This is a genomic window from Ketobacter sp. MCCC 1A13808, assembly GCF_009746715.1.
Classification (GTDB): Bacteria; Pseudomonadota; Gammaproteobacteria; order Pseudomonadales; family Ketobacteraceae; genus Ketobacter.
This window is the reverse complement of sequence record NZ_VRKW01000002.1, coordinates 354,915-377,362: the sequence shown is the minus strand read 5'-3', so window position 1 is coordinate 377,362 and position 22,448 is coordinate 354,915. Positions and strand designations below refer to the sequence as shown.

The window sequence follows — 22,448 nt, the reverse complement described above, 5'->3', positions numbered from 1 at the left end:
GTGTTATGATAAGGAAACCGGGGCATTCCCCCGGTTTTTTTGTGTGTGCCAAAGACCTAACAGCGAAACAATATGTCCACTGCAGACCGATGGTTACTCCCTGACGGGATCGATGAAATCCTGCCTCCTCAGGCAGCCAAACTGGAACAGTTGCGCCGGGATCTGCTGGATCTCTATCGTGTCTGGGGTTACGAGCAAGTGTTTCCGCCGCTGGTAGAGTATCTGGAATCCCTGTTGACCGGTGCCGGCAATGATCTGGCTTTGCAAACCTTCAAATTAACCGACCAGCTAACGGGCCGCCTGATGGGCGTGCGTGCGGATATGACCACGCAAGTAGCCCGTATCGACGCTCATACTTTGAAGCGGGAGGGGGTTACCCGGCTGTGTTATGCGGGGCATGTGTTGCACGCAAAACCGGATAATCTGATGGCGAGCCGAAGCCTGATTCAGATCGGCGCCGAAATCTATGGCCATGACGGCATCGCCAGCGATATTGAGGTGATCGGTTTAATGCTGGAAACCCTCAGTGTGGGGGGGTGCCAGCAGATCCATCTCGATTTGGGGCATGTTGCTATCTATCGGGCTCTGGTGGCAGAAGCCGGATTGAGTCAAGACCAGGAAGATCAGCTGTTCGAAATTTTTCAGCGTAAAGCGGTTTCCGAGCTGGATCAGTTCCTGGCGGAAAAAGTGCACAGCAAGAATCTGATAGCGATGCTGCGGGGCTTGATTACCCTGGCCGGCGATCACTCTGTGTTGTCGGATGCCGGTGAACTCTTGAAAAATGCACCGGATGCAGTGCAGTCTGCATTGCGGGATCTGCGGAATATTTCTGCGGTGCTTTTACAGCAGCACAGAGATGTTAATTTGTATTTCGATCTGGGTGAGTTACGTGGTTATCACTACCACACCGGCCCGGTGTTCAGCGCCTATGTGCCCGGTATGGGGCAGGCGATCGCAAATGGCGGGCGCTATGACCATATCGGTGAAGTTTTCGGTCGCGCCCGGCCAGCTACCGGGTTCAGTACTGACCTGGCTCAGTTAGTGCAACGTGTCGCACATCAACCCGCAGGCAATCGGGTGTTTGCACCTTACTCAAACGATGCTTCGTTGCAGCAGGCGATACAGTCTTCACGGGCAGCGGGCAATATTGTCGTACAGGCACTGGATGAAGGGCAGACGGCCCGCGCATCGGGGTGTGACCAACAATTGGTGTTATCCGGCTCTGTGTGGACCGCGGTAGCAGTATCCGAATCTTAATTTGTTCTAGTAGAGACAATAGTAATGGGCAAGAGCGTCGTAATTCTGGGAACCCAATGGGGTGATGAAGGCAAAGGCAAGATCGTCGATCTGCTGACTGATCGAGTGGCTTGCGTGGTGCGCTTTCAGGGCGGACACAACGCCGGTCATACTCTGGTGATTGACGGAGTAAAAACGGCGTTGCATTTAATTCCCTCGGGCATTTTGCGAGAGAACGTGCATTGTCTGATCGGTAACGGCGTCGTTCTGGCTCCGGATGCACTCATCAGAGAAATGACGATGTTGGAAGAGCGCGGCGTACCGGTTCGTGACCGATTGCGGTTAAGCCCGGCCTGCCCACTGATTTTGCCGTACCATGTCGCGTTGGATAAAGCCCGTGAAGTGGCGCGAGGAAAAGCGGCAATTGGCACCACCGGGCGCGGTATCGGCCCGGCTTATGAAGACAAGGTAGCCCGGCGCGGGCTGCGTTTGGGGGATATTTTTCACCGTGAGCGGTTTGCTGCCAAGCTGGGTGAAGTATTGGATTACCACAACTTTGCCCTTAAGCATTACTACAAAGCAGAAGCATTGGACTTCCAAAAACTGCTAGAAGAAACACTGGAAATGTGTGAGCAGTTGAAGCCGATGGTGGCCGATGTGACCGAGATCCTGCATCAACACCGGTTGGCCGGTGACAATATCATGTTTGAAGGCGCGCAGGGCACGTTGCTGGATATTGACCACGGGACCTATCCGTTTGTGACGTCTTCGAATACCAGTGCGGGTGGTACTGCCACCGGTTCCGGTTTTGGCCCTCTTTACCTGGATTACGTGCTGGGCATTACCAAGGCTTATACCACGCGTGTGGGATCGGGTCCGTTTCCCACAGAATTGTTTAATGACGTGGGTGATCACCTGCGGGAAAAAGGGCATGAGTTCGGCACCACCACCGGGCGTACCCGCCGCTGTGGTTGGTTCGATGCTGTGGCCTTGCGCCGATCCATGTTGATTAATTCGGTTTCCGGTTTATGCCTGACCAAGCTGGATGTTCTTGATGGGCTGGACACAATTCGTATATGCGTTGGTTATGAAGACGCGCAGGGGAAGATGCTGGACGCGTTTCCAGTGGACGCGGCAGACTATGACGGCATTCAGCCGGTTTATGAAGAGGTGCCGGGCTGGAGCGAGTCGACCTACGGGGTTCAGTCCCTGGAGGACTTACCCGCAAATGCAATTGCCTATGTTAAAAAACTGGAATCCGCTGTTGGCGCGCCGATCGATATTATTTCCACTGGCCCGGACCGAGTTGAAACCATTATTCTGCGCAATCCGTTCTGACCTGTAACGCCGTCTGCACCGGTGATGATGGGTCTTAAACGAGTGTTTGCACCAGCATGCTGCCACTGATGATCAGCATCAGTCCGGCAAATCCTAGCTGTAAGCTCGGCCCTGCCAGTTTGCCGGCAAAAAGGCGTCCCGCCAGCATGCCTGCCAGTGCGCCTGCTGCGAAAGGTGCGGCAACGTGCCAGGGCAGCGCCTGACCCTGATACGCAGCGATGCCTACCGTTGCCAGGCTGGTAATGGTAATAGCCATCAATGAGGTGGCTACAGCGGCATGAAAGGACAGGTCGGTCATTGCCCGCAACATGGGTACGATAATGAACCCCCCGCCCACGCCCAGTAGCCCCGATAGAAAACCGGTCAGCAGCCCGCTACCGGAAATCGCCAGGGCGCAGGGGCGCGTCCATTTCAGTTGTCCGGTTAGCGGATTCATGCGGCAGACCGGTTCGGTCGGATCTTCTTTATCGGTTTTCATTCCGGCCAGCACCACCCGGGTTTCTTCAGGCGCCGTTCGTGCCTGCAAAATCATGCGGATACTCACCACCACTAACACCAATGCAAAAATGATATGGAGGCGGCTGACCGGAAGTCTGCTGGCGGTATACAAGCCCAGAGGAGCTGTCAGTATGCTGGTTGAGGCCATGGTGATTGCTGCACGGTATCGAACAATGCCCTGCGGCCAGGCTGTTGCAGTGCCCACAAATGCAGCCAAAGCAACAGCAATTAATGCGGTCGGGATTGCTTGAGGTAAGCTCCAGCCCATGCCCCATATCAAAAGAGGCACGGCTAATACAGACCCTCCGGCGCCGGTCAGGCCCAAAACCAGGCCGACTAAAATTCCTAATGAAATAGCCAGCATTGCAAAGCCCGTTACGAGTGTGAGTTACGGGTTCATGAGCTGAAGCACAACCGGCTCCAGATTCAAAAGCCCGGCAGCGCGACCTAACTCAATCGCGTGCTGCGGTGTTTGGCTGTCAATCCAGAATGCCTTCAGCGCGAGTAGTGCTCCGACCCGGTTGGAGCTACGGCAGTGAACCAGCACAGGCTGGGTGTCGCTTTCCGCCATCGCGTCTGCCAGCTGCTGAGCATTGGCGCGGTTCAGATCCTGTGGTCCGCTTACGGGAATATTGACATAACGCATACCCAGCCCCTCAACCACAGCGGGCTCGCTGGGAGGGGTCTCGTTCAGCGGGCACAGATTAACTACCGTCTTGATGCCTTTTTTAGCGGCATCTCCAAAGTCTTGTTCGCTTGGCATTCCGCTTGCCAACGTATTAGGCAGTGGAGCAAATTGATTGGGCAGTGAGATCGGATGGTCGTTCAGCATGGCGAATTCCTTGGTCAGACATAAGTCTCAATAGTGCCATATTTTTTGCGGTGGGTCTGGTGTGCCTGGGAAGGCGCTGAAAAAGATTTGCGGGTGGGCCGGAAAGGTTAATAGGAAACGAAAAAAGCGGCCGGTAGGTCGGGGGCTGTTTTCCCGATCTGCCGGCCGCGCTCCAGAGTGTGGGTTCTACTACTTTATAACAACCTGGATGGGTTGCGATTGCTTACTACGGACACCGTTATGGTCAACCGTTTGGACCGCGAAGTAGTGGGTTCCTTTGTCCAGGCTTTTGAACTCATACTTCAGCTGCGTACCCGGTACTGTCTCTGCATAGGTCATGTTGCCCGCGCTTCCGACGCCATGAAAAATTTCATATTGTGAAATTTCACTTTTCGGTAACGCTTTTCCGTTGGCGCGCTTGGCGGGGGCTGCCCAGCTAATAGTGGCGTCGTTTTTTACTTCCACGGGGCTGGTGCCGGCAACGATGAGTTTTACCGTATTAGACGTAACGGATTTCCCGTTACTGGTGACGACGCAGTAGTATTGACCCGCATTGTTACTGGTTACGGATGTCAGTTTCAGATCCGAGTTGTTCGCGCCTGATATTTTTCCACCCTTGAAATACCACTGGTAGTTCAGTGAAGCGGGGCCTTTTGCAGACACGCTCAAAGTAACGCTACGACCCGGGTTCACAATTTCATTGCTCGGCTGGGCTGTGAATGCGAGTGGAGTCGCGTTGCCGGTGTTTCCGGCTCCTGTGCTATCACCACTATTGTTGCCGGTGCTTGCGGCAGAAATCTTCATGACTTCGATGCCGGAGATAAAGGCAGTGGACTTGGTGTCAGTGAATCGTAGAGTCAGATAGCCGTCACTGACTTTGATACTCGGAATATTACGAACCAAAGCGGTGTTGCCTTTTCCTGTTGCTGCGAATACATCGAGACTGTCTACAATTTTGTTTCCTTCTGAGTAGACATCGAATACGCGGGCGCCATTTTTAAATGTGCCACTGTAGTTCTCAGAAAAATGTAAATTTACTGAGTACTCACCTGCATCAACCGGGAATGAATATACCAGGTTTGGATCGCCGGCAGAATTTCGTCGGCGTGATTGATAAATTGTATCATCCGAAGTCTTGGCAATTGCTTGATTAGGATTGGATGCGGTTTTTCCAGCGTTGAAGTGAGCGTCTGCGCTCCACGTGTTACCAGCGCCATCTTTATAGGTAGTACCACCGGCATTGACCCGGTATATTGCTTCAATTTTGGAGCTTCCGTTGTTGGTGTCTCCTCCAGTGGACACCTCTTCGTTTGCGATCACCTCGATCGCAGAAACAAATGCCGTGGATTTTTGATCCAGAAAGCGAATATTCAGTGTTCCATCTTCAACATTAATATTGCTTATGGTTTCATTCACTGCGGTGTAACCGGAGCCGGCTTTGCTATAAACATCAAAATCGTTTTTTCTGATTTTGTCTTCCGCGAAAATGTCAAAAACGCGCTTTCCGAAGCCAAAGGTTCCGTCGTAGTTTTCAGAAAAATGCAGCCGTACCGAATAGTTGCCATTGTTAACGGGAAATGCATATTCCAGATCACTTTGGCTGGAAGTGTGCCGGCGACGGCTTAGATAGATATCATCGTCTGCAGTGCCGATGATATTGGTGTTAGCCGATACGCTGGCAGTTAACCCATTTATGAAATGGTTATCCGCATACCATTGTACGCCGTTGCTGTCTGTTACTTTGCCGCCACCTGAGTTAATGCGATAAACAACTTTCTCCACGGTGGGAGCGGTTGTTTCTGCACTCAAGACTTCGATTCCGGATACGAATGCGGTGGATGCCAGATCAGTAAAAGTAATATTGAGTTTGCCGTCTGTCACTTTTACGCCATCAATGTAGCGAATCAGTGCTCTATAGCCGTCGCCAGCTTCTTTAAATACGTCGATGGATGTCGGGTCTGTTTTGCCTTCAGCCGCAACCTTGAATACACGGGCTCCATTTTTAAAGGCTCCCTGGTAGTTTTCCGAAAAGTGCAAGCGGACATTGTAGGTGCCGTCGGCGACGGGGATAGCGTAACTCAAATCCGGCTCGTTGGAAGTGTGCCGGCGCCGGCTTTGGTAAAGCGTATCTTTGATGGTGTTTTTGATGCCGAGTGATAAATTCGAGGCAGTAATTCCGCCGTTAAACCCGAAGTCGGCAGACCAGCTGTGTCCGGCGCTATCCGTGAACTGTTTGCCACCCGCGTTGATTCGAATGTCGGTTGGGCTTATATCACTTGCGGAAAATGCTGCTCCGGCAACCAGCGCCAGACAGCTTGTACTTACAACTTTTAAAAGACCCGTACGGGTTATCGATATAGACATCTTAAACAATACCTTGAATTTAATGCAACTGGGAAACTTACACCCACAAGCCTAGCAGCGGGTATTCAGGGGTGCTTGTGGGATAGCTCACAACTTTCTGGTTAATGAACTTCTGCGTCAGGAACTGTGTGGAACATCACAGGTGTTCAATGCGCTGGAGCTAAAAAAAAATGTCGAATACGTTTGAAAATCGAATACCGCGATTGGATTTGATGAGAAAGCCAGACAGATAAAATGAATTATTCAGGATGAAGGTAGGGGGAGGGGCTAAGAAATGTGAAGCAGGTACGGTTTTGGGAGATAGAAAAAAGGCCAGCTATTGAATTTAGCTGACCTTTCTCCGTTTTGCCTTTGTGATCTGGTTCGCGTTAATTCGCAATAACTATCTGACCACTACTTTGATTGCTCTGGATCTATTGCTACGAGCGCCTTTGTTATCGACCGTCTGGATGGCAAAGAAATGATTGCCAGGACTCAAGCCTTTGATAAGGTGATTGAGTTTTCGGCCATCAACAGCGTCATACATCGACATATTAGAAGCACTTCTGCCATGGAATATCTCGAATTCAGCGATTTCCGATCTCTTCAGTGTTTTACCGTTGGTGCGCTTAGTCGGGGCTGCCCAGCTTAGTGTAGCGCTCTTTGACGTTTGTGCTGCATTGGTGCCGGAAACCACTACGCTGACAAGTTTAGTGTAAAGGCGTTTGTTGTTGTTGCGCACTACACAATAATATTGGCCTGCGTCTTTTTTCTGGATCGAAGCGAATCGTAACTGAGAGGATTTTTCACCTTTTAGCATGGTGCCGCCTTTGCGGAACCACTGGTATTTGATACCAGAACCTGAAGCACCGACTTTAAGGCTAATAGTTGAGCCGGGGCTGGCAAGAGCGTTGGACGGTTGCGAGGTGATTTTAAGCCCGGAACCGGAAGAGGCGCTACTGCTAGCTGCACTTGTATTGGCTGTTATGGTTTTCTTTGTGTTTGAACTCGAGTTACTGCTAGTTGATTTTCCCGCTATATTTTTGCCTTGCAGGGATTTGATCTCGATACCTGATATTAACCCAGCGTATTTCTTGGCTTTAAATTTCAGGTTGATTTTACCGTCATTTACTTTGACATACGAAATTGAGCGAGTCATTGCGGCACGGGCACTGCCGGATTGTTTAAATACATCGATACCTGAAAGCTCTTTACGCCCTTCAGCATACACGTCGAAGACTCGTTTACCCTTACCGAAAGCTTTCTGCTCCATCTCTGCAAAGTGAAGCTTTAAAGAATAGTTGCCGTTGGGAACAGGAATGACGTAATTCAGTTCCTTGTCTGTGAACTTGTGCCGACGCTGGCTTTGATAGACGCGATCCTGGTTGGTTTTCTTGATCTGGAGGTTTCGGTCTTTGACTTTATAACCGTTTTTAAAGCCGTAATCGGCTAACCATTTCTGGCCTGAGCTATCGGTAAACGCGGAGCCTCCGACGTTGATTCTTTTGACGGAGCTGTTGTTGGCGGCAGACGCCATTCCTGCGACAAGAGGTAAACAAGCGATACATACTACTTTTATGAGCCCTAAGCGGGAAATTGATATAGACATCTGGGACAATACCTTGAATTCAATTACTACTGGGAATTCAACTCCAAACTAAAAAGCGCTCGCTGTTGGGGTAACCCTGTACAAGAAACGTTTTTCTTGGTGGGCACACCCATGCTGTTCACTTTTTCACGGCGTCAATTAACTATACGGAATGTGCGAAACCGTAGAAAATTAACTATGTGTGTCTGCTGTTGATGCGGTGCTTTGTATTCGTCAGTGCAATTTCTATTTAGGTGAATTTAGTGGTTGTTTTCACACGCTAACTTAGCGTTTGTTAAGCATAGGCCTACCTTAAGCGATGGGTACCTCGAGTTGTGAGAAGTGGTGCACAAAAACCGCAGCGTTTTCTCCAGAAGTTAGGCTTTTTGTGACGTTGTAGGAACCTTTCTTAGGCCCCTGAAAAATAGCGGTTTTTTATTGATCAATAGGTGGTCATAAAACATACAAAAAAGAACACTTCGACTTCGCGTTCAATGAGTGGGGTGATCGGGATTTTAGGGAGGTAATTTAATTGTCTTTTTAGGTGTAGGCGTTTAAATCAAGGCAGGATCTATACAGTTAGGGTAAAAGTGTATAAAGCCGGTCTGTTAGGCGAACATCCCCTGGGAGATCTTTGGCGGGTTATATTTGCAGCATCACTCCGGCTCCCGTATCCACCGGTTGGTAACAGAAGCGATTGAAGTCCGCAGCGGGAGTGCGCAGGGAATTACACATAGTAAAGATAGGGATATAACGGATACAGATAGAGAACATTGGGTCTATCACAAATGAAGCTTGGGCGAATTTTTGAGCGCAGTTTACCCCGGCAATTGGGTGCCGAACCCGATTGTATACGACTTGTTTAGCAGTGGTTTTTCGTGACCGAGATCACGCCCCGACTGCGGAGCATTACCACAAATTATGTAGGCTCTTAGCTGGCTGCCGGAATTCTGGTCATTGGTCTGGTTTATAAGTAGTATGGCCGCCACTAAACTATCGTCAGGCATGAGATGCCGGGCCGGGGGAACGTTATGTTACTTGCAGTAGGGGCTGTTCTGGTTGGATTTGCTTTGTTGGTGTGGAGTGCGGATCGTTTTGTCGATGGGGCTGCGGCCACCTCCAGTCACTTCGGAATGCCCAGTTTACTGATCGGCGTGGTCGTCGTGGGCTTTGGCACCTCGGCACCGGAGATGGTGGTGTCGGCTCTGGCGGCGTGGGAAGGTAATCCGAATCTGGCGTTGGGCAACGGCCTGGGCTCGAATATTGTAAACACCGGATTAATTCTGGGCGTGACCGCGTTAATGGTACCGTTAATGGTGCACTCCAAAATTGTGCGCAAAGAGTTGCCCATTTTGATCGTGGTCGGTTTGATCGTAGGCGGAATGCTTTGGGATGGGGCTTTGCAGCGCTGGGAAGCCATCCTATTGCTCGTCGGATTCTTTATTCTGATTGGCTGGACCGTGTATTCCGCGATGAGCGGAAGCGATGATAATTTAGCGGTCGAGATGGATCAGGAGCTCGTGGAGCACGCTATGAGCTTAAAGATGGCGTTGTTCTGGGTTGGGCTCGGGTTGGTTCTGTTGATAATCAGTGCCCGGGTGCTGGTGTGGGGCGCAGTAACGATAGCGGAATCAATGGGGGTTAGTGATCTGGTGATCGGTTTAACCATTGTGGCATTGGGCACGTCGTTACCGGAATTGGCCGCTTCGGTGATTGCCGCGCGAAAAGGCGAGCACGATATCGCAATCGGTAACGTGGTCGGTTCAAATATTTTTAATCTGCTGGCTGTAATCGGGATTGCGGGCATTATTAAGCCGTTGGAAGCGATCTCACCTGAAGTATTGCATCGGGACTGGCCCGCCATGATGCTGCTGAGTGTTGTTCTGTTGATAATGGCTTTAGGATTTAAACGCCAGGGTAGAATCAACCGCATTGAGGCCGTGTTGCTGCTATTGATGTATGTCGCTTACAACATCTATTTGGTGAAGACCGCACTACCTGCTGCCTGAGACGCCAGCAGGCTAAAGGTGATACGGGCGCAGCAAAAGCTGGCCTGAATTCTGCTACTATCATGAAGACGTTTTCCAAGGCCGATGATTCGTATTTGCTATGAGTAACAACACCGTGCAACTCGGGTTCTCCGGAACCCTGGCTATTTTACTGCCGTATCTGAAAGAAAAATTTCTGGAACAGATAAAATCCATCTGGTTTATTGTGTTCTATCTATTGTTCTTCCAGGTTGTGATTCTGGGTTTGCCTATTGTGTACTCCTCGATGATTGCAGCGGGCATGTTAGTAGTGGTGATCGGCCTGATGTTTTTCATGGAAGGGCTGCGTATCGGGCTGATGCCTCTGGGCGAGATGCTGGGCGCTGTGCTGCCGAGAAATTCCACTTTACCGTTAATTCTGCTGTTTGCTTTTTTATTAGGCCTGGGAGCAACTTTTGCAGAGCCTGCGATCGCAGTGTTGCGTGCAGCCGGTGCGGGAGTAAAACCCGATGATGCCCCTTTGTTATATAGCTTGCTGAATGACTTCTCCAGCCAGCTGGTATTCAGTGTGGGCGTAGGTGTGGGTTTCGCCGTGCTGCTTGGCGTATTGCGTTTCTTCTTCGGTTGGTCTTTGAAATATTTGATTTTGCCCGGGCTTGCCGTGCTTTTGTTGCTGACGGTAGCAGGTAATTTCAACGTGGCGATACAGCCTGTATTGGGGTTGGCCTGGGATTGTGGCGCGGTTACAACTGGGCCGGTGACGGTGCCGCTCGTGCTGGCGTTGGGTGTTGGAGTGTGTCGTATTGTCGGCAACGGTGATGCTAAAAATGCGGGCTTTGGTATTGTTACGCTGGCATCGCTGTTTCCGATTCTGGCTGTTTTATTGTTGGCGTTTTACCATTTTTATGCCCAGGATTACTATGGTCAGGAATTTTATGAGGGCAGTGCTGAATACGAATTAGTGGTACCTAAACCACTGCTGGGAGAAGAGGATTCCTACACTGATGTTTCTGCATCGGAATTTGAAGAGTTTATTGCTAATCCGGTGTTAGACGATCGTTATGATGTGTATTTTGAAGGCGGGGAAACGCGCTTGGTGGATGGGCGAATTGTAGTAGCCGATTCGCGCATCGTATTAGAAAAAAAAGCGATTCAGGAATCCAAGATGGTTAGCGGTCAGAGCTGGAATCCTGAAACAAATATTGTCAACACGTTAAAAACAGCGGCCATCGACGCGTTGCGAGCGATCGTCCCGTTGTGCCTGTTTTTATTTGTTTCGCTCAAGCTGGTGTTAAAAGATAAAGTTAAAAACGCGGATGAAATCGCGTTGGGCATCGGTTTTTCTGTGTTGGGAATGGGATTGTTTTTATGTGGCATTCTTATTGGATTGACACCGTTAGGCACTCAGCTCGGAAGCAATGTACCTTCTACTTTTACCGCGATCGTACCTTGGGGTATGAATGGCTCAGAGGGGCCGATATTTGAAAGCGATAGCATCGGCAAATTAGTAGCGATTTCGTTTGGCTTTTTTCTGGGCTACGGAGCAACGTTGGCGGAACCTGCGTTGAATGCATTGGGCGATACAGTGGAAAAAATTACCGTTGGCGCATTTCGTAAACGGTTGTTGATGCAGTCTGTAGCGACCGGTGTTGCCATTGGGATCGGTATGGGAGTTTGTAAAATAGCATTCAATCTGCCATTGATCTGGTTGCTGTTACCACCGTATTTAGTGTTGATGGTACTGACGATTATTTCTGATGAAGCGTTCGTAAATATTGCCTGGGATAGTGCTGGCGTGACCACAGGTCCGATCACTGTACCGTTGGTTTTAGCGATGGGTTTGGGCGTGGGGGCGAATGTGCCGGGTGTCATTGACGGTTTTGGCGTGCTGGCATTGGCTTCCGTTGGTCCGATCATCACCGTATTAATGGTCGGTCTGGTGGTGTCCAGATCGGACTTGTCGGACGACGCGGGAGACCGGATATGAAACCTTTTTCCCGGCGCGCGAATATTTCAATTGTAACGGCTATCCTGCCTCCGGCTGTCGCCGCTAAGGTTATTGACGGGTCATTTGAGCTGGGCGAACAGAATGCATTGTTGTTCAATGCCAGAGGTACCGTTATCCGTGATCGCTGGTATCAGAATTTTTTACCTGTGATCAGTCCGGAGCTGGAGTATTTGCAGTTTCTGGTGCCGGATCCCCAGGTGGATCAGATTGTGGAATCCATCATTCATCATGGTAGTTTGCATTTGCACGGAGCCGGTGCGGTATTTTCAGTGCCTTGCGATGAGGTGGAATATGGCAGTGATTTTGCGTTGTGGTCAACCCTGGACGATCAAGGTGACGATGCGTTTAACGCTTCCACCAATCTGAAAGAAAACATGTCTGCAATTTACTGTATTGTACAACCAGATCAGGTGGATACCATTTCTCGGGCGGCAATGCAGGCGGGTGCCCACGGCCCCGTTATTTTTTATTGTGAAGGGCGTGGGTTGCGCGATCGGCTGGGTTGGCTGAAGATTACCAAGAAAGGTGTCAAAGAAGTGATTACGGTGATTGTCGATAACGTCGACAAGGTCGCCGTTGCTGAAGCCATGATCGAGGCTGGGCGTCTGGATATGCCGGGGCGGGGTTTTTTGTTTAGTATGCCTATTCAGAAGGGCATGATCCATTTGCCCAGTACGGTTGGCAATCGTGGCTACAACGCGAATATGCAGCAGATTATTGCGGCTATTGATAGCCTGAAAGGGTCGACTCAGTGGCGTGATCAGAGTGTGGTCGAGCTTGGGGTGGTTGGCAAGAGCGCAGGTCTTTCATTGTTCGGAAAATTCAAAGAGCGTGATTGGTTAGTGGATCAGGAATGCCTGGGTTGTATTGTGCGGCGGAAATACAGTGACGCCATGATGGATGCCATTTTATCCGCCGGCGCTTATGGTGCAAATGTTAGCTACGCCCGCTTTATTGAGGTAGAGAGTCGAACAACCTCCAGCGGCATCCGCTTAAACCGTGAGAGCGGATTTATTCGCTGTGTTTTACATCGCTCTATTGTGGAAAAGGTAAAACAGAACATTAAGCAGGTTTGTGCTGACAACGAAATTGATGATGTTTGTATTTTTACCCAACCGATCACCCGCGGTTACACCTATTTGACACCGGAAGCGGAAGACACAGCTGTAAGAATGTATCGCGGAACCAAAGTCAGGCGTTAGCGAATGCGGCTGCCAGATCGCGGAAGAATGTAATGTATTGTTGGTGGCCGTTGGCGAACACAAAATTCAGGTTCAGTGGGTCGTTCTGATCGCAAATGCCATCATGATGGCGATTAGGTTGGCTGCCCGGAAGTGGGTTCAGGCGATCAAGCTGTAGTCCTGGGCGATCCAGTTCGCCGCCGCTGCTATCAACGTACAGCACGGCATTGTCTGACTGAAAACGCGCCCCCAACGCTTGCACCAAGGTTAAAAATCCTCGATCACTGCCGCCCCGTAACACCACGTCGCTTGCGGTCGATTGCGGATTGGAGGTAACAGTGTCGCCCACCCCGATAATTCTGGGCATCTGTTGCGGATCGAAATGCTGTTCAGCCAGGGCCAGTAATTTTTCCTGGTCGCGGGGAGCCGTGCGGGCATTGAATGACTCGCCGAGCGGATAGTGCCCGGTTTGTTCAAAGTAGTAGTGATTAAGAATGACCAGCACGCCGACTTCTTTGATCGCGCCTTGTAGCATAAATTGAAAATCCGTGGTGCCGGAGTCCTGGCCGCGTGCAAACTTGATACGTTCACCCTGTGCGTCCCGACCTAAATTGGGGGCGTAGTGGATGAAGAACGATTCACTTAAATTGCGAACGTCAGCCTCGTCCAGCAAAGCTTGCATTATTCCTTTCAGGTCTTTCTGTAATTGAAGATACAATTCCGGCTGTTGGAAATGTTGATGGAATACATTGATGTTGATGGTAGGGGAAGCCAGGTTATCCAGAATGGCTGAATGACAAAGCAAATCGATATCGGCATTGGATAAGTTATAAGGTGCTTTATTTAAAAGGGATGTCAGATAGGCTTTCGCTTTGTCCGGAACAGAGCGTAAGAATGTGAGTTCTTCGTCGCTTACTCCCGGGTGGGTGACCCGGCCCTGTTGATCCTGCCATTGGACTCCGCCTCCGGCTAATCCCGGTAAATAAGACTGATGTGCGGCCGTCTGCGATTCAGCACCCAGTGCGGTATCAACGATCTGATTTAATCCGCGACCACCGATATGTTCTCCGTTGGTCAGAACATAAAAATGACCGGCAAGCAATTTACTGGCATTGATATAGTCAGGGTCCAGAGTCCGGGTGAGTGGGTCACGTACCAATCCCATGCACACACCATCCAGATCCTGAATAATGAGCAGATTCTTATTCATTACCAGCGACCTTTTAAGGCGCTGGTAATCGGTTGAAAATAAAAATTGATGCAGAAGAGGGGAATCGGCAGGGAAATCAGAGTGCATAATTAACCTGCAGCGCCCCACAGACCTTGCAGACTGCCCAGGATGTTAGTGCCGACACCCTCATTTCCCAGAAATTTAAGAATAGTGGGTGCAAATTGAGCCACCATGTCCGGGCTCAGGCCCAGACTGCTAAAGGCTTTGAGCACACTGTCCATATTGGAAACCTGGCTCAGTGCACTGGCTGCCAGGCCGCCGCCTTCGCCGCCCCCCAGTAGTTCACTGATGCCGGGTACTTTATCGGTTATGCCACTGAACTGGTCAGCAGGCAGTTGATTCTTTGCCAGCGCCAGCATGGCGGCAGTGCCTCCGGCTGCTTGTTTCGGGCTGACACCCAGGTCACCGGTTAACGATTCCACCAGCTTTTTGGCATCACCAGTCACCATTACTCCATCGTCAACTGCATTTGACGCAGATTCTTTCAGTTTGCCCATATCAAAGGCATAGGCGGGCGAGTACAAGCTAGTCAGGATTGTGGCTGTTAATATAACGAGTATGGTTCGCATTGATTTTCTCCAATGGGCTTATAGGGAACTGGCTGAGGGGCATTATTACAATAATTGGTGAAGATCACCACTTACCTTGTGGTTAGTGTATTTTAACTCGCTGATTTGTTTGTGGTAACAGTCGAAAGCGTAAAATAGAATAACCACGGGTTTGGTTTACCCCATTTGAGGAGAACGAAAATTAATCATAAATTGATTGTTTCTTTGGCCTGCATCCTGATACCCGGCATTTTGTATTCTGTTTTTATGATGTTGGGCGAAGGGCGGGATGGCAGCAAGGCTGTGCCTTTACCATTGCAGACGCCGTCCGAAACAGTCACCCACGTTAAGCCGGTATTCAGTGAACCGGAATATGTGGGAAAGTCTGCCTGTGTGGATTGCCACCAAAAAGAGGTCGAGGCCTGGACCGGATCTCATCATGACCTGGCCATGCAGGAAGTAAATCAAGCCACGGTGCTGGGGGACTTTGATCAGTCTGAGTTTGAAAAAGACGGCGAGGTTACCCGGTTTTCAAAACAGGGTGAGGTCTATTATGTCACAACGGTTGGTCCCGGCGGTACTGCTGAGAAATACCGTGTCGCGTATGTCTATGGGGTTTTCCCTTTACAGCAGTATTTGTTGGAATTGCCGGGTGGTCGTTTACAGGCGCTGAGTGTGTCGTGGGATAGTCGCCCGCAACAAGAAGGCGGGCAACGTTGGTTCCATCTCTATCCGGATCAAAAAATTCATCATACAGAGGCGCTGCACTGGAGTGGAATGCAACAGAACTGGAATTTCACTTGTGCAGAATGCCATTCTACTAACCTGGATAAAAATTACGATGCGCAATCCGACCGTTATGACACTCGCTGGTCGGAGCTGGATGTGTCTTGTGAAGCATGTCACGGGCCTGCATCCAATCACGTGGAATGGGCACAGCAACAAGATAATTCCGCTACCGAATTAACGTCGTTGAACAAAGGTCTTACCCATGTTTTCAACGAGCGTCAGGGTGTGCACTGGAAATCCAATGCGCAGACTTATAACCCGCAACGCAGCGAGCCACGCCGGACAGAAACCGAAATTCAAACCTGTGCGGCCTGCCATTCGCGTCGAGCACAACTATTTGAAGATGATCGTAAAGGTCAGGCATTGATGCAAAGCTATTTGCCTTCTAACCTGGAGCCGGGTTTATATCATGTTGATGGACAGATAGACGATGAAGTGTATGTCTACGGTTCTTTTCTACAAAGTAAAATGTATGCCGAAGGGGTGACCTGCAGTGACTGTCACAACCCCCATAGTTTGGAATTAAAAGTCAGTGGCAATGGGGTTTGTCTGCAATGTCACAATGCCGAGAAGTTTGAATCGGTAAGCCACCATTTTCATCAGCAAGATGAGCCGGGCTCGCAGTGCGTTGATTGTCATATGCCCAGTAAATTGTTTATGCAGGTAGACGCACGGCGCGACCACAGTTTCCGCATTCCGCGTCCGGATTTATCCGAGCAATTAGGCACGCCGAACGCATGCAATCAATGTCACTCAGATAAAAGCGCGAGCTGGGCGACCGATCGTATTAATGCCTGGTTTCCCGGGCCCAAGCCAGGCCATCAGCAGTTCGCCCATGCTTTGCAGGCAGCACGGCTGGGTGCAGGCGATGCCGAGCAACAATTAGTGGCTCTGCTGCAGCGGCCGGATCAACCGGCGATTGCGCGGGCTACGGCAGCGCAATCGTTGGGCCCCTATCTTTCCTCGCAATCATTGCCGGAATTGGCCAACGCCCTGAGTGACCCTGATCCCTTGGTGAGGGCCGGAGCGGTGCAGGCATTCGATGGTTTGCCGGCAGAGCTGCGGTGGCAGTCATTGAGTCCTCTGTTAACCGATGATATCCGGGTGGTTCGCACCTTGGCAGCCAGTCAGCTTGCGGATATCTCCGCGCAGCACATCAGTGCGGATCAGTTTTCATTGCTGCAATCGGTGGTGCAGGAGTATGAGCAGGCTCAAAAACACAATGCAGACACACCGGCATCCCGGGTCAATTTAGGTAATCTTTATGGTAGTCAGAGCAAGTGGGCCGCGGCGCAGGGAGAATACCAAGCGGCAATCAAGTTAGACCCCGGATGGATTCCTGCTTATATCAATCTCGCTGATATGCACCGCATTCGGGGCACGGACGATGAGGGGAAGAAAATACTGTCGGATGGGATTGAGCGCAACCCGGATTCGGCAGCTCTTTATTACAGTTTGGGGTTGCTACAAATTCGTTTGCAGGATAAAGATAAGGCGTTGAAATCTCTGGCTGAAGCGGTGCAGTTGTCTCCGGAGAATGAGCGTTACAGCTACGTTTATATTGTCGCGTTAATGGAAATGGGGCAATCGGCGCAGGCACGCTTAGTATTGCAGCAGTCGCTTAAGCTCAATCCCAATGCGGCGAATTTACGGTCTTTAAAAAACCAATTGCCATAACCGAAGGCTGTTATTCGTCAGAGGTGGCTCCGGGTTTTTCACCGGTACTAACCACCGAAGCGGCAATGTGCGCTGAACTGAGTGCTATGGTACTTTCGGTATGACGGTGTTGATTCTGTTTTTGTTTGACTTGAAGGATGCGCGCGATGGCAATAGCCCCACTGATGGATCAAGTATTTCAATGGTTTTCGGAACAGGCTCAGAAACGGGTGCCGGTTTCCGGAAATAACCCCTACCTGAAAGGTGCATATGCCCCGGTTGACGTTGAAACCACCAGCACCTCACTGAAAGTGCAGGGCCAGATTCCCGAGCAGCTTAATGGGGTCTTTACCCGCATTGGGCCGAATCCAATCTCGGTTCCCAATCCTGCCACTCATCATTGGTTCATTGGTGAGGGTATGGTACATGGCTTACGTTTGGAAAACGGTAAGGCGGTTTGGTATCGCAACCGCTGGATCGGAACCAACAATACGAATCGTCAGTTAAATCGGCCATTAGCACCCGGCAAACGCCATGGGATAAACGATACGGTTAACACCAATATTATTCGTCATGGGGGTAGTAACTGGGCTATGGTGGAAGCCGGTGCATTGCCGGTGGAGCTGGATGATGAGCTGGAAACGCTACAGCACAGTTTGTTTAACAGCAATGCCGTGGGTTGTTTCACTGCGCACCCTCATCTTGATCCGTTAACCGGAGAATTACACGCGATCTGCTATGACGCGAAACAACCTTTCCGCATCTTTTACCACGTAATTGACCAACAGGGGCAGTTATCCAGGCGGGTTTCCATCCCGGTTAAACACGGGCCGATGGTTCATGATTGCGCGATCACAACCAGCCAGACCATTCTATTGGATTTGCCGGTCACCTTTTCGATGCGGTCATTGATTAAAGGGGCGCGCTTTCCCTATCAGTGGAATAAACGACACCGGGCGCGGGTAGGCTTACTACCAAGGCTGGGAAATAGACAGGACGTGCGTTGGTTTCACCTTGACCCCTGTTATGTTTTTCATACCTGCAATGCTTTTGATGCAAACGATGGTAGCGTGGTCGTGGACGTGGTGGTACACCAGCGCATGTTTGATAATTCGATACAGGGACCGGAACCGCAACAGGTCACTCTGGAACGCTGGACACTGCCGCCAGATGGCGATCAGGTGCAGCGTAAAGTGATTTCGTCACTGTCGCAGGAGTTTCCCCGTTTTGATGAGCGGCTGGCGACACGGGCTTATCGGTATATCTATACCGTAGGGGTCGAATTGAGCAAACAAGATTCACCGCAACCTTTGTACCGGCACGATGTTGAAAGCGGTGCTCGAATTCATCATGACTATGGCCCCCAGAAAATTTCCGGCGAAGTTATTTTTATTCCCCGCAGTGATCAAGGCAGGGAAGACGATGGCTGGTTGTTGTCTTACGTGTATGATTTGGCGAATAACAGCAGCGAGGTGGTGATTCTGAATGCGGACGATCTTGATGGTGAGCCGCAGGCAATTATTAAATTGCCGGTTCGGGTACCATTAGGGTTTCACGGGAATTGGTTGGCGGACTAAACCTGTCCTGTTTGCGGAGATGCAGGCAGGGATTCTAATCAGGACGTGCCGCCAATCCAGTTATTGAAGGCCTGCACGGATTGCTGGCTGGCATCAGAAGATTGCAAAGAGTTTAACAAGCCGCCCAACAACTCATGGGCATTGGGCAGGTCCGACATCAAAGAGCGCACGGCGTCACGGGCTTGGTTAACCTGGTTGGTAAAGTCCCCGAGACCGGCAAGCGGATTGCGTACAGGTTGACGCCCGGAGATGTTGTCTAAGTTGTTGATGCGGGTATAGGTGTTTTGCACAACACTGGTTTCGGAGCGGGTCAGATCCACTGCGAAGGCGGATAACTCGTTGACGTCCATGCCCACTTCAAGGGCCTGATTAAAGGCTTTTTCAACATCCCCGTTATAAAAGGTTTCAGCTACGGAATTCACTTGCTTAAACAAATCCTGCAGCGCATTCATTTCACCTTCATCCAGTTCACCTTCTACCTGAAAGGCAAAATGATCGTAGCTTGAATATGTGCTACCGGTGTTATTCGCCTGAATATTCTGTTCTGAAAATTCCGTGAATTGCTGACTCAGGGACTGACCGGAGGCGACGTTCAACGTAACGCGGTCACCATCCTGAGTGACTACCTGCATTGAGAACGAGCGACTCTGGCCAACCGCAATGGATTGGCTGCTTGTCTGTATCGAATCGGGCGTGGTTGCCGGAGTCTGGAACAACGATTTGCCAAGAGATTGCAGTTGGTCAGCAATCATATTGACGGTGTTGTCGAAGTTGTTTTTGATCTCGCCGCTAAAAGTCCCCGATCCCTGCATGATATTTTTCGCCTCACGCAATCCACTCTCGACGCCTTTTAGTGCCTGATTGTAGAGATCCTGAATGCGGGAATCGGATGCACCGTTGGCTTTTTCCTGGCGTAGGCGATCAGTGATGAACCCCATAATGCGGTCGGTTACGGCTTCGGGGGAAAAGTCATCGGCACTGGATGCGGGTTTGGCGGAAGCATCACCGGATGTGCCGGCAGGCAAGCTAGTGGCAATGCGGTCACTCATTCTGTTGTAGGCAGACGCCAGCACGCGGGACAAACGATCTCCCCCTGCACCTGTGTTGCCGGACAGTCCGCCAGACCCATTCAAGCTGCCGGAATTCGCGTCGACTCCATAACCGCTGCGAGGTGGGATCTGGCTATAGGGCTGTAAGGTCTGAGTTTGCATACACGCGTTCCGCAATGAGGGTGTGGAGGCTCTACCTTTATTTATCGGCAAAGCCGCTAAGTTCTTTAACGGCTGGCGGTGACTTTTTTCCTATGATGTTTAGGGTGTGCGGCTGTGAATCAGAGTGCATTGATTGGCAGTTTCAGGTACACCTGTCCGTTGTCTTCAGCCGGTGGCATTACACCTGCTCGCACATTGACCTGAATCGAAGGCAGAATCAGGCGTGGCATATCCAGTGTGGCATCACGTGCTTCCCGCATAGCAACAAACTCGGCTTCGCTGATACCTTCACGGACGTGAATGTTGCTTTGCCGCTGGGTTTTAACGCTGGATTGGCATTGATGCTGACGTCTGTCCCCAGGGTAGTCGTGGCAAACAAATAGGCGGGTATCATCCGGTAATTTGAGCAAAGTGGATATGGATTGATGCAGCGTGGCGGCGTTGCCTCCGGGAAAGTCGCAGCGCGCGGTGCCGACATCGGGCATGAAAAGAGTGTCACCGACGAACAGTGCGTCACCGATCAGATAAGCCAGATCGGCCGGGGTATGGCCGGGAGTGAAAATAACTTTGCCGGTGAGCTGGCCGAAACTGAACTCGTCGCCGTTTGTGAATAGATAATCAAATTGGCTGCCGTCACAAAGAAATTCCTTTTCGAAATTAAACAGTCGGCGAAAAATACGCTGTACTTGGAGGATATTTTCACCAATGGCGACTTTACCACCCAATTGCTCGCGCACGAAAGGCGCAGCAGTAAGATGGTCGGCATGGGCGTGGGTTTCCAGAACCCAGTCCAGTGCCAACCCCTGTGCAGTAATGAAATCCACCAGGCGTTGCGCGCCGGCAGTACCGGTACGACCGGACTTGGGATCAAAATCCAGCACCGGATCAATCACCACGGCATGACCGCCGGGCCGATCAAAAACAACGTAGGAAAAGGTTTCCGAATCCGGATCAAGAAAGGACTGTATCTGCGGGATCATAGCGCGCTCCAAATCAATATGCTTTAATATATAATATAAATATATATAATGATACCCGACAAGCGTCACGGAGTACCTCCTATGAAGCAAACCGAAATCAATCCCGAGGCGATGAGGGCAGCGGCAGGTCAGGCCTCTATGTTGCTGCGCGCATTGGCCAATGAAGATCGCCTGATGTTGTTGTGCCAGTTGAGCCAGGGTGAAGCCTGCGTCAGTGCGCTGGAGCAGGCCTGTAATTTGTTCCAGCCTTCGTTATCCCAGCATCTGGGAGTGTTACGTAGGAAGGGTCTGGTGGATACCCGCCGTGATGGCAAGCGCATTTTCTATCGGGTAACAGATGACAATGCCATGGCCGTGTTACAGGTGCTCTATGAGCGGTTTTGTCCTCGACCGGGTGGGTTGTGATGACGTTGGATTGGCAGGCATTTACTCCGTGGCAAGCGTTGAGCGGTGGGCTGCTGATCGGACTTGCGGCTGCCATTTTTATACTACTGAACGGCCGTATTGCAGGGATTAGCGGAATTCTGGGCGGGTTACTTCGGGCGCCGCAAGGCGATACAGGGTGGCGGCTTGCCTTTGTGTTCGGGATGATGGCTGCGGCCTGGGTTTGGCAGGGATGGGCTGCGCTGCCGCCAATGGTTATTGATGCCGACTTTGCACAGCTGGTTGTCGCGGGTCTGCTGGTGGGCATCAGTACGCGCTATGGGTCCGGTTGCACCAGTGGCCATGGAGTGTGTGGCATTGCCCGTTTGTCCCCGCGCTCCCTGGTTGCTACGGCGGCGTTTATGGGCAGCGGATTCGTGACGGTGTATGTGATCCGTCACGTGGTGGGTTAGGAGGTTTTTATGTCGAATGCGTTGGGTTCCAATCTTCTATCCGGTAGCAAATGGACTCTGATTAGCGCTGGGTTATCAGGTCTGATCTTCGGACTGGGTTTGCTGCTGTCAGGCATGGCGAACCCGGCGAAGGTATTGGCGTTTTTGGATCTGGCGGGGCGCTGGGATCCCAGTCTAATGTTGGTGATGGCCGGCGCGGTTGGCATCAGTCTGGCCGCCTTTACTCTGGCGAAGGGTCGCAGTCGTAGTTTACTGGGTGAGCCTCTACGACTACCCACGTTACGGCAACTGGACAAGCGGTTGATTTTAGGCAGCCTGGGCTTTGGCGTGGGTTGGGGGTTGGCCGGGTTTTGTCCCGGCCCTGCGCTGGTGGCGTTTGCAACCGGCACACCGAAGGCGGTCGTGTTTTTTATCGCCATGCTGACGGGAATGGGGTTGTTTGAAATACTGGGACGATTTGGGGCTGGTCCGCGCCATTAACGGGAGCCGGCATCAGCGCTTTTGGCGTCGTTTTTTGCCGCAATGAAAACCTGTATGAAGAGGCCGACGGATTCCGTTTCTGTCCCTTGCACCCCAGGTATGGGGAGATTTCCGAAAGTACACTATTC

General features: G+C 51.0%; 18 protein-coding genes. 10 read left to right on the top strand and 8 right to left on the bottom strand.

The window, feature by feature from the left end; genetic code table 11:
- The first annotated feature begins 72 nt into the window (after positions 1-72).
- Together FT643_RS05575 and FT643_RS05570 are read left to right on the top strand one after the other, a co-directional pair.
- Positions 73-1,257 (top strand): ATP phosphoribosyltransferase regulatory subunit, encoded by a 1,185-nt coding sequence (locus FT643_RS05575; protein ID WP_156870031.1) that lies wholly within the window; start codon positions 73-75, stop codon positions 1,255-1,257.
- A 24-nt stretch (positions 1,258-1,281) separates the two neighbouring features.
- Positions 1,282-2,574, top strand: coding sequence for an adenylosuccinate synthase (locus tag FT643_RS05570; RefSeq protein ID WP_156870029.1), 1,293 nt, complete (start codon positions 1,282-1,284; stop codon positions 2,572-2,574).
- A gap of 34 nt (positions 2,575-2,608) precedes the next feature.
- Here the strand turns inward: FT643_RS05570 and FT643_RS05565 are convergent, their stop codons facing one another.
- The 4 genes from FT643_RS05565 to FT643_RS05550 form a co-directional block, all read right to left on the bottom strand.
- Entirely contained in the window at positions 2,609-3,436 is an 828-nt protein-coding gene (locus FT643_RS05565) for a sulfite exporter TauE/SafE family protein (protein ID WP_156870027.1), read from the bottom strand.
- 24 nt (positions 3,437-3,460) lie between these two features.
- Entirely contained in the window at positions 3,461-3,904 is a 444-nt protein-coding gene (locus FT643_RS05560) for a protein tyrosine phosphatase family protein (RefSeq protein ID WP_156870025.1), read from the bottom strand.
- Positions 3,905-4,093: 189 nt separating this feature from the next.
- Positions 4,094-6,268: a malectin domain-containing carbohydrate-binding protein gene (locus tag FT643_RS05555; RefSeq protein WP_156870023.1), complete on the bottom strand. Its 2,175-nt coding sequence runs from the start codon at positions 6,266-6,268 to the stop codon at positions 4,094-4,096.
- 382 nt (positions 6,269-6,650) lie between these two features.
- A complete protein-coding gene (locus FT643_RS05550) occupies positions 6,651-7,856 on the bottom strand; it encodes a malectin domain-containing carbohydrate-binding protein (protein WP_156870021.1) in 1,206 nt (401 codons plus the stop codon).
- A 1,010-nt stretch (positions 7,857-8,866) separates the two neighbouring features.
- Here FT643_RS05550 and FT643_RS05545 point away from each other — a divergent pair.
- The 3 genes from FT643_RS05545 (at position 8,867) to FT643_RS05530 (ending at position 13,033) form a co-directional block, all read left to right on the top strand.
- Entirely contained in the window at positions 8,867-9,844 is a 978-nt protein-coding gene (locus FT643_RS05545; protein ID WP_156870019.1) for a calcium/sodium antiporter, read from the top strand.
- 100 nt (positions 9,845-9,944) lie between these two features.
- On the top strand, positions 9,945-11,810 hold the full coding sequence (locus FT643_RS23085) for a DUF1538 domain-containing protein (RefSeq protein ID WP_198043346.1): 1,866 nt from the start codon (positions 9,945-9,947) through the stop codon (positions 11,808-11,810).
- The gene (locus FT643_RS05530) at positions 11,807-13,033 is read left to right on the top strand and encodes a P-II family nitrogen regulator (protein WP_156870017.1); all 1,227 of its coding nucleotides are present in this window, start codon (positions 11,807-11,809) and stop codon (positions 13,031-13,033) included. Before FT643_RS23085 ends, FT643_RS05530 begins: the two co-directional genes overlap by 4 nt.
- Here the strand turns inward: FT643_RS05530 and stpA are convergent.
- The gene (stpA, locus tag FT643_RS05525) at positions 13,023-14,222 is read right to left on the bottom strand and encodes a glucosylglycerol 3-phosphatase (RefSeq protein ID WP_198043345.1); all 1,200 of its coding nucleotides are present in this window, start codon (positions 14,220-14,222) and stop codon (positions 13,023-13,025) included. The two genes, FT643_RS05530 and stpA, sit on opposite strands and share 11 nt — an antisense overlap.
- Before the next feature lie 89 nt (positions 14,223-14,311).
- Positions 14,312-14,812 (bottom strand): DUF2780 domain-containing protein, encoded by a 501-nt coding sequence (locus FT643_RS05520; RefSeq protein WP_156870013.1) that lies wholly within the window; start codon positions 14,810-14,812, stop codon positions 14,312-14,314.
- 192 nt (positions 14,813-15,004) lie between these two features.
- Here FT643_RS05520 and FT643_RS05515 point away from each other — a divergent pair, with 192 nt between their 5' ends.
- Both FT643_RS05515 and FT643_RS05510 read left to right on the top strand, forming a co-directional pair.
- Complete coding sequence (locus FT643_RS05515; protein WP_156870011.1) at positions 15,005-17,257, top strand: multiheme c-type cytochrome; 2,253 nt, start codon at positions 15,005-15,007, stop codon at positions 17,255-17,257.
- A 146-nt stretch (positions 17,258-17,403) separates the two neighbouring features.
- Positions 17,404-18,813: a carotenoid oxygenase family protein gene (locus FT643_RS05510; RefSeq protein ID WP_198043344.1), complete on the top strand. Its 1,410-nt coding sequence runs from the start codon at positions 17,404-17,406 to the stop codon at positions 18,811-18,813.
- Positions 18,814-18,851: 38 nt separating this feature from the next.
- On the opposite strand, the gene FT643_RS05505 is transcribed toward FT643_RS05510, so the two are convergent.
- Positions 18,852-20,024 (bottom strand): DUF5610 domain-containing protein, encoded by a 1,173-nt coding sequence (locus FT643_RS05505; RefSeq protein ID WP_156870007.1) that lies wholly within the window; start codon positions 20,022-20,024, stop codon positions 18,852-18,854.
- A 119-nt stretch (positions 20,025-20,143) separates the two neighbouring features.
- Complete coding sequence (locus FT643_RS05500) at positions 20,144-21,004, bottom strand: MBL fold metallo-hydrolase (RefSeq protein WP_156870005.1); 861 nt, start codon at positions 21,002-21,004, stop codon at positions 20,144-20,146.
- Between the two features lie 81 nt (positions 21,005-21,085).
- On the opposite strand from FT643_RS05500, the gene FT643_RS05495 reads away from it, so the two are divergent.
- The 3 genes from FT643_RS05495 to FT643_RS05485 are packed head-to-tail and all read left to right on the top strand — an operon-like array spanning position 21,086 to position 22,320.
- Positions 21,086-21,409, top strand: a complete 324-nt coding sequence (locus tag FT643_RS05495; RefSeq protein ID WP_198043343.1) for an ArsR/SmtB family transcription factor — start codon at positions 21,086-21,088, stop codon at positions 21,407-21,409.
- Positions 21,409-21,840 carry a YeeE/YedE family protein gene (locus tag FT643_RS05490; RefSeq protein WP_156870003.1) on the top strand — a complete coding sequence of 144 codons (432 nt, stop codon included), beginning with the start codon at positions 21,409-21,411 and terminating at the stop codon, positions 21,838-21,840. The genes FT643_RS05495 and FT643_RS05490 overlap by 1 nt, the downstream gene beginning before the upstream one ends.
- A 9-nt stretch (positions 21,841-21,849) precedes the next feature.
- On the top strand, positions 21,850-22,320 hold the full coding sequence (locus tag FT643_RS05485; protein WP_156870001.1) for a DUF6691 family protein: 471 nt from the start codon (positions 21,850-21,852) through the stop codon (positions 22,318-22,320).
- The last annotated feature ends 128 nt before the right edge of the window (positions 22,321-22,448 follow it).

Excerpts from the sequence above, each read along its gene's own strand:
- FT643_RS05575 (WP_156870031.1), top strand. The coding sequence starts at position 73 with ATGTCCACTGCAGACCGATGGTTACTCCCTGACGGGATCGATGAAATC.
- FT643_RS05570 (WP_156870029.1), top strand. The coding sequence starts at position 1,282 with ATGGGCAAGAGCGTCGTAATTCTGGGAACCCAATGGGGTGATGAAGGC.
- FT643_RS05565 (WP_156870027.1), bottom strand. The coding sequence starts at position 3,436 with ATGCTGGCTATTTCATTAGGAATTTTAGTCGGCCTGGTTTTGGGCCTG.
- FT643_RS05560 (WP_156870025.1), bottom strand. The coding sequence starts at position 3,904 with ATGCTGAACGACCATCCGATCTCACTGCCCAATCAATTTGCTCCACTG.
- FT643_RS05555 (WP_156870023.1), bottom strand. The coding sequence starts at position 6,268 with ATGTCTATATCGATAACCCGTACGGGTCTTTTAAAAGTTGTAAGTACA.
- FT643_RS05550 (WP_156870021.1), bottom strand. The coding sequence starts at position 7,856 with ATGTCTATATCAATTTCCCGCTTAGGGCTCATAAAAGTAGTATGTATC.
- FT643_RS05545 (WP_156870019.1), top strand. The coding sequence starts at position 8,867 with ATGTTACTTGCAGTAGGGGCTGTTCTGGTTGGATTTGCTTTGTTGGTG.
- FT643_RS23085 (WP_198043346.1), top strand. The coding sequence starts at position 9,945 with ATGAGTAACAACACCGTGCAACTCGGGTTCTCCGGAACCCTGGCTATT.
- FT643_RS05530 (WP_156870017.1), top strand. The coding sequence starts at position 11,807 with ATGAAACCTTTTTCCCGGCGCGCGAATATTTCAATTGTAACGGCTATC.
- stpA (WP_198043345.1), bottom strand. The coding sequence starts at position 14,222 with ATGAATAAGAATCTGCTCATTATTCAGGATCTGGATGGTGTGTGCATG.
- FT643_RS05520 (WP_156870013.1), bottom strand. The coding sequence starts at position 14,812 with ATGCGAACCATACTCGTTATATTAACAGCCACAATCCTGACTAGCTTG.
- FT643_RS05510 (WP_198043344.1), top strand. The coding sequence starts at position 17,404 with ATGGCAATAGCCCCACTGATGGATCAAGTATTTCAATGGTTTTCGGAA.
- FT643_RS05505 (WP_156870007.1), bottom strand. The coding sequence starts at position 20,024 with ATGCAAACTCAGACCTTACAGCCCTATAGCCAGATCCCACCTCGCAGC.
- FT643_RS05500 (WP_156870005.1), bottom strand. The coding sequence starts at position 21,004 with ATGATCCCGCAGATACAGTCCTTTCTTGATCCGGATTCGGAAACCTTT.
- FT643_RS05495 (WP_198043343.1), top strand. The coding sequence starts at position 21,086 with ATGAAGCAAACCGAAATCAATCCCGAGGCGATGAGGGCAGCGGCAGGT.
- FT643_RS05490 (WP_156870003.1), top strand. The coding sequence starts at position 21,409 with ATGACGTTGGATTGGCAGGCATTTACTCCGTGGCAAGCGTTGAGCGGT.
- FT643_RS05485 (WP_156870001.1), top strand. The coding sequence starts at position 21,850 with ATGTCGAATGCGTTGGGTTCCAATCTTCTATCCGGTAGCAAATGGACT.